The sequence below is a fragment of the Streptomyces niveiscabiei genome (assembly GCF_001419795.1).
GTDB lineage: Bacteria > Actinomycetota > Actinomycetes > Streptomycetales > Streptomycetaceae > Streptomyces > Streptomyces niveiscabiei.
In genome coordinates this window covers 1-9,560 of the sequence record NZ_LIRL01000097.1, presented here as the reverse complement: position 1 = coordinate 9,560, position 9,560 = coordinate 1, and the positions used below count along the sequence as shown (strand labels likewise).

Sequence of the window (9,560 nt, the reverse complement as noted above, 5' to 3'; positions counted from 1 at the left end):
GGGAGGGGTTGCGCTCGGGGTGCAGCGGGCGGTGGGTGCGCGGGTGTACTTGCAGGTCACGGGGGTCTCGTTGCCGGCCCTCGCCGTGGAGGACGTTCAGATCTCGCAGGATCGTCCGCTGGTTCCGGGGCTCGGGGACAGCACGGCCACCGTCTCGTACACGCTGCACAACACGGGCAACGTGACGCTGGATCCCCGGGTTCGCCTGAAGGCGACGGGGCTGTTCGGGCGTACGCTGCTGAATCGTGAACTGACCAAGGTGCCGGGGGAGTTGTTGCCGGGGCAGAAGGTCCGGCTCACGGAACGCTGGGGTGGGGCGCCGCAGTTGGACCGAGGGCGGGTCACATTGACGGCTAGCGCCACGGGGACGGAGGAGAAGGGGAGTACGTCGTTCCTGGCGGTTCCGTGGGCTGCGGTGGGGGTGGCCGTGGGGGTTCTTGTAGGAGCCGGGGTGCTGCTCAAATGGCGGCGTAGCCGCCCCCTGGGGGCGCGGGGAACTGCGCGACCAGCCACGATCGAGCCGCAGAAGGCCGTCTAGCGGGTGCGGCACCGTCGTGGCTTGTCGCGCAGTTCCCCGCGCCCCTTAAAAGCACACAGTGAACCCGGCGACTAAGACCTAAAGCGCGTCAGGGCCCCGTTCGCCCGTCCTCACCCTCACCACCGTCTCCACCGGTACCGCCCACACCTTTCCGTCCCCGATCTTCCCCGTCTGTGCCGCCTTCACGATCGCCTCGATCGCCGGCTCCACATCCACGTCCTCCACCACCAACTCGATCCGCACCTTCGGCACCAGGTCGATCTGGTACTCCGCGCCCCGGTACACCTCCGTGTGCCCCCGCTGGCGCCCGTACCCGCTCGCCTCCGTCACGGTCAGACCGTGGATGCCTAGTTCCTGTAGCGCCGTCTTGACCGCGTCGAGGCGGTACGGCTTGACGATCGCGGTGATGAGTTTCATGCGGGCGGCGTCACCTTCTGGATGGAGTGCGAGATGGGCGCACCGTGGCCGAGGACGCCGTGATCGTATGCGGTCTCGGCGTGCACCGTAAGGTCCAGCCCCGTGTGCTCGTGGTCCTCGTCGGCCCGGAACCCCATGACCTTGTCGATGAGCTTGCCGATGCCGTACGTCACTCCGAAGGCGTACCCGGCTACGACCACGATCGCGAGGGCCTGCTTGCCGAGCTGGGTGAGGCCGCCCCCGTACAGGAGACCGGTGGTACCCCCGGTCATCTCGCCGGCCGCGAAGACGCCGATGAGGAGCGTCCCGATCACCCCGCCGACGAGGTGTACGCCGACGACGTCGAGGGAGTCGTCGTAACCGAACCTGAACTTCCAGCCCACGGCGTACGAGCAGACGACGCCCGCCGCGAGCCCGATGACGAGCGCGCCGAGGAGGGAGACCGACCCGCAGGACGGGGTGATGGCGACGAGCCCGGCGACCGCGCCGGACGCCGCGCCCAGCGTGGTGGGGTGGCCGTCGCGCTGGTGCTCGACGAAGAGCCAGCCCAGCAGCCCCGTGCAGCCCGCGGCCATGGTGTTGAGGAACGCGGCGGCGGCGAGCCCGTTCGCGCCGAGCGCGGACCCGGCGTTGAAGCCGAACCAGCCGAACCAGAGGAGCCCGGCACCGAGGACGACCATGGGGAGGTTGTGGGGACGCATCGCGTCCTTCTTGAACCCCAGCCGCGGTCCCACGACGATCGCGAGGGCCAGTCCGGACGCCCCGGACGTGATTTCCACCGGCAGTCCGCCCGCGAAATCGAGCGCTCCGAGCTTCTCCAGGATCCACCCGCCGGGCCCCCAGACCCAGTGCGCGATGGGAACGTATACGAGCAGCGTCCACAGAGGGACGAAGACCAGCCACGCCCCGAACTTCGCGCGGTCCGCGATGGCCCCGCTGATCAGCGCGGCCGTGATGATCGCGAAGGTCAGCTGGAAGGTGGCGAACAGGAGGGTCGGTACGGTGCCCTGGACGCTGTCGGGGGTGATTCCGGCCATTCCCGCGTGCGCGAGGCCGCCGATCAGCCCGGCGCCGGCGTCGTCGCCGAAGACCAGGGAGTAGCCGGCGGCGAGCCAGACGACCGTCACGAGGGCGATCGACACGAAGCTCATCATCAGCATGTTGAGGACGCTCTTCGTGCGGACCATGCCGCCGTAGAACAGGGCCAGGCCCGGGGTCATCAGCAGGACGAGGGCGGTCGCGGCGAGCAGCCAGGCGGTGTCGCCGGTGTTCACCTGTGCGGCGGCGAGGGGCACGGGGGTCTCCAACGGGGTCGGGGCTCGTCAGAGGGTCACCGGTTCCCGTTTCCGGGCGCGTACGGATGTGTTTCCGGTGCGTTTCGTTGCGTACGGGTTTCCGGAAACTCACCGTGGGGGTGGCCGGCCGCTCGTGTGTGCGGCGGTGCTTCGTGGATCAGGGAGAATGGGGGCATGAGCGTTCGTTCCCAGTCATCCTCGCCGTCCGAGAAGTCGGGCGGCGCCGCCCACCGTGCGGGCTTCGCGTGCTTCGTGGGGCGTCCCAACGCGGGCAAGTCCACCCTCACGAACGCTCTCGTCGGCAAGAAGGTGGCGATCACCTCCAACCGGCCGCAGACGACCCGGCACACCGTGCGCGGCATCGTCCACCGCGAGGACGCGCAGCTGATCCTCGTCGACACCCCTGGCCTGCACAAACCCCGGACCCTGCTCGGGGAGCGGCTCAACGACGTCGTCCGTACGACGTGGGCCGAGGTCGACGTCATCGGGTTCTGCCTGCCCGCGAACGAGAAGCTCGGCCCCGGCGACCGCTTCATCGCCAAGGAGCTCGCCGGGATCAAGCGCACGCCCAAGGTCGCCGTCGTCACCAAGACCGACCTCGTCGACTCCAAGACCCTCGCCGAGCAGCTCATCGCGATCGACCTGCTCGGCAAGGAGCTGGGCATCGAGTGGGCGCAGATCGTGCCGGTGTCGGCGGTCGCGGGCAAGCAGGTCGAGCTCCTCGCGGACCTGCTGGCCCCGATGCTCCCCGAGAGCCCCCCGCTCTACCCCGAGGGCGACCTCACGGACGAGCCCGAGCAGGTCATGGTCGCCGAGCTGATCCGCGAGGCGGCCCTCGAAGGCGTCCGCGACGAGCTGCCCCACTCCATCGCCGTCGTCGTCGAGGAGATGCTCCCCCGCGAGGACCGCCCCGCCGACAAGCCCCTCCTCGACATCCACGCGAACATCTACATCGAGCGCTCCAGCCAGAAGGGCATCATCATCGGCCCCCAGGGCCGCCGCCTGAAGGACGTGGGCATCAAGTCCCGCAAGCAGATCGAGGCCCTCCTCGGCACACCGGTCTTCCTCGACCTGCACGTGAAGGTCGCCAAGGACTGGCAGCGGGACCCGAAGCAGCTCCGGAAGCTCGGCTTCTAGGTCCCGTAGTACCTCAGAGGTGCTGGGCCCGTAGTACTTCCCGGTACCACCCGTACGACGCCTTCGGTGTCCTCTTCTGCGTCGCGTAGTCGACGTGGACGAGGCCGAAGCGCCGTGCGTACCCCTCGGCCCACTCGAAGTTGTCGAGGAGGGACCAGACGAAGTAGCCGCGTACGTCCACCCCCGCCTCCAGGGCCCGGTGCAGGGCCTGGAGGTGGGTCGCGTGGTACGCGATGCGGGACTGGTCGTCGAGGCCCTCGTACGAGCAGCCGTTCTCCGTGATGACGACCGGGGGGAGCTTGTCGGCGTAGCGGGACGTGAAGGTGGTGAGGAGTTCCGTCAGGGCCTGCGGGACCACCGGCCAGCCGAAGTCCGTCGTCGGGACGCCCTCGATCTCCCGTACGGAGAAGGGGAGTTCGGCCGGCATCGTGACGCCGCCGAAGTTGATCTCCGCGCCCTGGGGGGCGCCGACGCGGGTGGGGGCGTAGTAGTTGATGCCGTACCAGTCGAGGGGCTCGGAGATCACCTTGAGGTCGGCCGCGACGTCGCCCGGCATCAACTCGCCCAGCCCGTCCGGGTATTCGCCCAGGAGGACCGGCTCGGCGAAGAGTCGGTTGAGGAGCGTGTCGTAGAAGGCCGCCGCCTCGATGTCGGGCTGCTCGTCGGACGAAGGCCACGTCGGGCCATGGGAGTTGGTGATCGCGACGTCCGTCGCGCCGGCCGCGCGCAGGGCCTGGACGGTGAGGCCGTGGGCCAGGAGCTGGTGGTGGGCGACGGGGAGCGCGTCGAAGAGGAGCTGCTTGCCGGGCGCGTGCGTGCCGAGCGCGTGGCCCAACAGGGTGTGTTCCGCGGGCTCGTTGAGGGTGATCCACTTCGACACGCGGTCCCCGAGGCGCCCGGCGACGACGGCCGCGTGCTCCGCGAGCCGGGACGCGGTGTCGCGCTCCAGCCAGTCCAGGCCCACGGGGAGGTCCCAGTGGAAGAGGGTGGGGACGGGACGGACGCCCGCCGCGAGGAGTTCGTCCACCAGCCGGTCGTAGAAGTCCAGCCCCCCGGGCGACTGGATGCGCGGCCACGACACGGAGAAGCGGTACGCGTCCACCCCGAGCCCGGCGAGCAGCGCGACGTCCTCGCGGTAGCGGTTGACGTGATCGCAGGCGACCTCGGCCGTGGACCCGTCCTTCACCCCGGAGAACTCGTCCCACACCGAGGGCCCGCGCCCTCCGGCCCCCTCGATCTGGTGCGCCGAAGTCGACACGCCCCAGAGGAAGTTCGCCGGGAATCGGGGTATCGCGTTGCCTGCGTCAAGAGCCATGCGCGGATCATCCGTACCGACGGGTAGGGAAGTCAACGCCCTGACTCGGAACAGGAGAACAGGAGAGGCGTCCCGGAATCCCCCGTCCGGAACGCCCTTCCCTTACGCCCCTTCCTCACGCCCCTTCTTTCAACACCCGTGAGATCAGCGTCCGTTGCTCCTCGGTGAGCCGGGGGTCGGCCGCGTACACGGTCTTCCCGTCCACCGTGATCTCGTAGGCGAACCCGTCCGGCACCCCCACCGGGCGTACCGTCCGCGCGGCGGCCACCGCCTGTTCCGCGAGGGCGTGCCACTCGGCCGCGTCGGGGCGTCCGGTGGTGTCGAGCTGCGCGTACCGTTCGATGCCGGCGAAACCGCCGGTGCGTCGCACCTGAATCCGCATGGAGCCCTGTCTAGTACAGATCTCAGCCGGTCGGCACCCCGACGCGGCGCCAGGCGTCGACGAGCGCCTTGTGGACGTCGCCGTCGCCGTAGCGGGACTTCGCGGCGGCGACCGTCAGCTTCGCGAACTCGGTGAAGCGCGCCTTGGACGACAACTCGCCGCCGGTCAGCACGTCGTACCAGACCTGGCCGGCCTTCTCCCAGGCGTTGCCGCCGAGTTCGGTGGCGAAGAGGTAGAACGCGTGGTTGGGGATACCGGAGTTGATGTGGACGCCGCCGTTGTCGCGGCTGGTCTTGACGTAGTCGTCCATGTGGCCGGGCTGCGGGTCCTTGCCGAGGACGTCGTCGTCGTACGCGGTCCCCGGCGCCTTCATGGAGCGCAGGGCCTCGCCGCGGTCGATCGCCGGGCCGAGGAGGCCGGCGCCGATCAGCCAGTCGGCCTGGTCGGCGCTCTGCCCGAGGGCGTACTGCTTGATGAGGGCGCCGAAGACGTCGGAGACGGACTCGTTGAGGGCGCCGGACTGGCTGTAGTACTCCAGGTTGGCGGTGTACTGGGTGACGCCGTGGGTGAGTTCGTGGCCGATGACGTCGACCGGGATGGTGAAGTCGAGGAACAGCTCCCCGTCGCCGTCCCCGAACACCATCTGCTGGCCGTCCCAGAAGGCGTTGTCGTAGTCGCGGTCGTAGTGGACGGTCGCGTCGAGCGCGAGCCCGCCGCCGTCGATGGAGTCACGGCCGTACGCGTTCAGGAACAGGTCGAACGTCGCGCCGAGCCCGGCGTACGCGCGGTTGACGGTGGCGTCCTGGCCCGGCTCGGAGCCCTCGGCGCGTACCTCGGTGCCGGGCAGGTCGGTGCCGTGCCCGGCGTCGTAGATGGTGCGCTTCGGCTTGCCGGTGCCGGCGGCGGGCGCGGCGGCGGTCAGGCCGCGCTCGATGGCGACGCGGCGGCGGGTGCGCTGGAGGGAGTCGCGCTCCAGCGTGCGGGCGACCCGGTCGGCGATGGACGCGTCCTCGTGGCGGGCCACGTGGTCCAGGACGTGCGGCGGAATGATCGTGCAGAAGACGGGCTCGAAGCCCCCGTGGTGAGTCATGTCGGGCACCTTGGCACTGAGTCACGCGCCTGTCACTACCCGCAACCATGATTGGTGAAATACCCCCACATAGGGACGCGGACGATTCCGCTCTGTGGTACGGCGCACGTTTTGCCCCGTTCGTCCCACCGGTCCCGCATACTGGGACGGAGCCGCGCCCCACCAGCACCTCCGCTAGAGTGCGCAGCACTATGCGTTTCGGGCTGCTTCTCCTTAGCTGCCGCGGCGAGGGCCTGTAAAGAAGGCCGACTCCCTCCCCGCGGAGCTTGGTGTTGCGTGTCGGCCGGTCACCCGGACCCCATCGAGGAGCTTTGAGCCCCATGGCGAACCGCCAGCAGCCCAGCCAGATGCCGATCCACAAGTACGGGCAGTACGACCAGGTCGACATCCCCGACCGCACCTGGCCCGAGAAGCGGATCACCACCGCCCCCCGCTGGCTCTCCACCGACCTGCGCGACGGCAACCAGGCCCTGATCGACCCGATGTCGCCCGAGCGCAAGCGCCGGATGTTCGACCAGCTGGTCAAGATGGGCTACAAGGAGATCGAGGTCGGCTTCCCGGCCTCAGGACAGACCGACTTCGACTTCGTGCGCTCGATCATCGAGGAAGAGGGCGCGATCCCGGACGACGTGACGATCTCCGTCCTGACCCAGGCCCGCGAGGACCTGATCGAGCGGACCGTCGAGTCCCTGAAGGGCGCCAGGCGCGCGACCGTCCACCTGTACAACGCGACCGCGCCGGTCTTCCGCCGCGTCGTCTTCCGCGGCTCCCGGGACGACATCAAGCAGATCGCCGTCGACGGCACCCGCCTGGTGATGGAGTACGCCGAGAAACTGCTGGGCCCCGAGACCGAGTTCGGGTACCAGTACAGCCCCGAGATCTTCACCGACACCGAGCTGGACTTCGCGCTGGAGGTCTGCGAGGCGGTGATGGACGTCTACCAGCCAGGACCGGGCCGCGAGATCATCCTCAACCTGCCCGCCACCGTGGAGCGTTCGACCCCCTCCACGCACGCCGACCGCTTCGAGTGGATGCACCGCAACCTCTCCCGCCGCGAGCACGTCGTCCTGTCCGTCCACCCGCACAACGACCGCGGTACGGCCGTCGCCGCGGCCGAACTGGCGCTGATGGCCGGCGCCGACCGCATCGAGGGCTGCCTCTTCGGGCAGGGCGAGCGCACCGGCAACGTCGACCTGGTCACCCTGGGTATGAACCTCTTCTCCCAGGGCGTCGACCCGCAGATCGACTTCTCCGACATCGACGAGATCCGCCGCGTGTGGGAGTACTGCAACCAGATGGAGGTCCACCCCCGCCACCCGTACGTGGGCGACCTGGTCTACACGTCCTTCTCCGGCTCCCACCAGGACGCCATCAAGAAGGGCTTCGACGCGATGGAGGCCGACGCCGCCGCGAAGGGCGTCACCGTCGACGACATCGAGTGGGCCGTGCCGTACCTGCCCATCGACCCCAAGGACGTCGGCCGCTCCTACGAGGCCGTCATCCGCGTCAACTCGCAGTCCGGCAAGGGCGGGATCGCCTACGTCCTGAAGAACGACCACAAGCTGGACCTGCCGCGCCGGATGCAGATCGAGTTCTCCAAGCTGATCCAGGCGAAGACCGACGCCGAGGGCGGCGAGGTCACCGGCGGCGACATCTGGGCCGTCTTCCGCGACGAGTACCTGCCCAACCCCGAGAACCCGTGGGGCCGGATGCAGCTGCGCGCCGGCCAGTCGACCACCGACAAGGACGGCGTCGACACGCTGACCGTCGAGGCCGAGGTCGACGGCACGGAGACGACCCTGGTCGGCACCGGCAACGGTCCGATCTCGGCCTTCTTCCACGCCCTCCAGGGCATCGGCATCGACGTACGCCTGCTGGACTACCAGGAGCACACGATGAGCGAGGGCGCGTCCGCGCAGGCCGCCTCCTACATCGAGTGCGCCGTCGGCGACAAGGTCCTGTGGGGTATCGGCATCGACGCGAACACCACCCGCGCGTCCCTGAAGGCGGTCGTCTCCGCCGTCAACCGCGCGACGCGGTAACTCACCCGGTCGTGTCAGAGGCCCGGGCCGTCCTGCGCGACGGTCCGGGCCCCGTCGTATATCGGCCATTCCAGGGTGCAGATCACGGGCAGGTCTCGTCGAAGGTGCTGACTGCACCCATCCGATGTGGCTAACATCACGCAGACGTGGCGATGAGGCCGCGCTGGTGACGGAGGTGCGACGTGCTGCCAGGACCGGGACGAGACAGCCGAGCCACCGGGGTTGCCCGCATCCTGGGGATCCGCACCGCGTGGACGCCCGTGGGGGACGGGGAGTTCTTCTGCCCCGGGTGCGGCGGGGACCGCAACTACCAGCGGCTGACCGGGCGTCGGCGGTTCACCTGCCTGGGGGTACCCGTACTGCCCAGGGGTGAGACCGGGCCCGTCGTCGAGTGCGCCGCCTGCCGCCGGCACTTCCCCATGGACGTCCTCGACCACCCCACCACCACCCGGTTCTCCGCGATGCTCCGGGACGCCGTCCACACGGTCGCCCTCGCGGTCCTCTCCGCCGGGGGTACGTCGTCCCGTACGGCCCTGGACACGGCCACCGCCGCCGTCCGCGCCGCCGGGTTCCAGGACTGTACGGGGGAGCAGCTCGTCGCGCTCGTGGAGGCCGTCGCCGCGGACACCGGGCGGGCCTACGGGACGCCCTGCGGGCCCGGGCTCGCCATAGAGCTGCACGAGGCGCTCGACCCCCTCGCGCCCCATCTCGCCGCCGTGGGGCGGGAGTCCATCCTCCTCCAGGGCGCCCGGATCGCCCTCGCTGACGGCCCCTACACACCCGCCGAGCGGGAGACCCTGGCGACCGTGGGAGTGGCGTTGACCATCGGGGCGGAGGACGTCACACGGCTGCTCGCGGCTGCGCGGACGCCGTCGTAGTCCTTGCGGGGTACGGGTATCAGGGCAGGACGCGTTCGTACGTCGTGTCCGTGTCCGAGTCGTAGACCAGCCTCCCGCTGGAGTCGTAGCCCTTGAGGTGGGGGGCCCGGGTCACCTGCCGGTCCAGGACGCCGGTCGCCACGTACCAGCCGTGGTCCAGGGTTGCTTCTACGGGGGTACTCGTACCGTACGAGGCGGTCACCCGGGTGACCTTCGCNNGGTAGAGCTTGCCGCTGTTGATGTCCGGATACACCAAGGGCACGAACTCCTCGGCGCCGCCGCTGCTGTTGATGCCCTCGGCCTTGCCGTTCTTCAGCGTGCAGATCAGGCGGACCGGGGTGGGCTTCTCCTTCACCGCGACCACGTAGATCCCGTCGCCGGGTGAGTTGGAGTCGCCCGTGCTGGGGATCGCCAGGATGATCCGGTACTCCGAGGCCTCGCCCAGGCCCTCCTCGCCGGGGTGCTG

General features: G+C 69.6%; 9 protein-coding genes. 4 read left to right on the top strand and 5 right to left on the bottom strand.

Annotated elements, in window-relative coordinates; all coding sequences use genetic code 11:
• On the top strand, positions 1 to 538 hold a 538-nt coding region (locus AOK24_RS05905), incomplete at its 5' end, for a DUF7507 domain-containing protein (protein WP_420876654.1).
• A 78-nt stretch (positions 539 to 616) separates the two neighbouring features.
• Here the strand turns inward: AOK24_RS05905 and AOK24_RS05900 are convergent.
• Entirely contained in the window at positions 617 to 955 is a 339-nt protein-coding gene (locus AOK24_RS05900) for a P-II family nitrogen regulator (protein ID WP_055718988.1), read from the bottom strand.
• The gene (locus AOK24_RS05895; protein ID WP_055718989.1) at positions 952 to 2,250 is read right to left on the bottom strand and encodes an ammonium transporter; all 1,299 of its coding nucleotides are present in this window, start codon (positions 2,248 to 2,250) and stop codon (positions 952 to 954) included. The genes AOK24_RS05900 and AOK24_RS05895 overlap by 4 nt, the downstream gene beginning before the upstream one ends.
• Positions 2,251 to 2,424: 174 nt before the next feature.
• On the opposite strand from AOK24_RS05895, the gene era reads away from it, so the two are divergent.
• Positions 2,425 to 3,387 (top strand): GTPase Era, encoded by a 963-nt coding sequence (gene era, locus AOK24_RS05890; protein WP_055718987.1) that lies wholly within the window; start codon positions 2,425 to 2,427, stop codon positions 3,385 to 3,387.
• A gap of 13 nt (positions 3,388 to 3,400) precedes the next feature.
• Here the strand turns inward: era and AOK24_RS05885 are convergent, their stop codons facing one another.
• From AOK24_RS05885 to AOK24_RS05875, 3 genes are all read right to left on the bottom strand, one after another.
• Positions 3,401 to 4,702 (bottom strand): GH1 family beta-glucosidase, encoded by a 1,302-nt coding sequence (locus AOK24_RS05885; RefSeq protein WP_055718986.1) that lies wholly within the window; start codon positions 4,700 to 4,702, stop codon positions 3,401 to 3,403.
• Between the two features lie 115 nt (positions 4,703 to 4,817).
• A complete protein-coding gene (locus tag AOK24_RS05880) occupies positions 4,818 to 5,084 on the bottom strand; it encodes a protealysin inhibitor emfourin (RefSeq protein ID WP_055718985.1) in 267 nt (88 codons plus the stop codon).
• Between the two features lie 22 nt (positions 5,085 to 5,106).
• Positions 5,107 to 6,174: a M4 family metallopeptidase gene (locus AOK24_RS05875; protein ID WP_055718984.1), complete on the bottom strand. Its 1,068-nt coding sequence runs from the start codon at positions 6,172 to 6,174 to the stop codon at positions 5,107 to 5,109.
• A gap of 320 nt (positions 6,175 to 6,494) precedes the next feature.
• On the opposite strand from AOK24_RS05875, the gene leuA reads away from it, so the two are divergent.
• Together leuA and AOK24_RS05865 are read left to right on the top strand one after the other, a co-directional pair.
• Positions 6,495 to 8,216, top strand: a complete 1,722-nt coding sequence (gene leuA, locus AOK24_RS05870) for a 2-isopropylmalate synthase (protein ID WP_055718983.1) — start codon at positions 6,495 to 6,497, stop codon at positions 8,214 to 8,216.
• Between the two features lie 182 nt (positions 8,217 to 8,398).
• Positions 8,399 to 9,094, top strand: a complete 696-nt coding sequence (locus AOK24_RS05865; RefSeq protein WP_055718982.1) for a TerB family tellurite resistance protein — start codon at positions 8,399 to 8,401, stop codon at positions 9,092 to 9,094.
• The last annotated feature ends 466 nt before the right edge of the window (positions 9,095 to 9,560 follow it).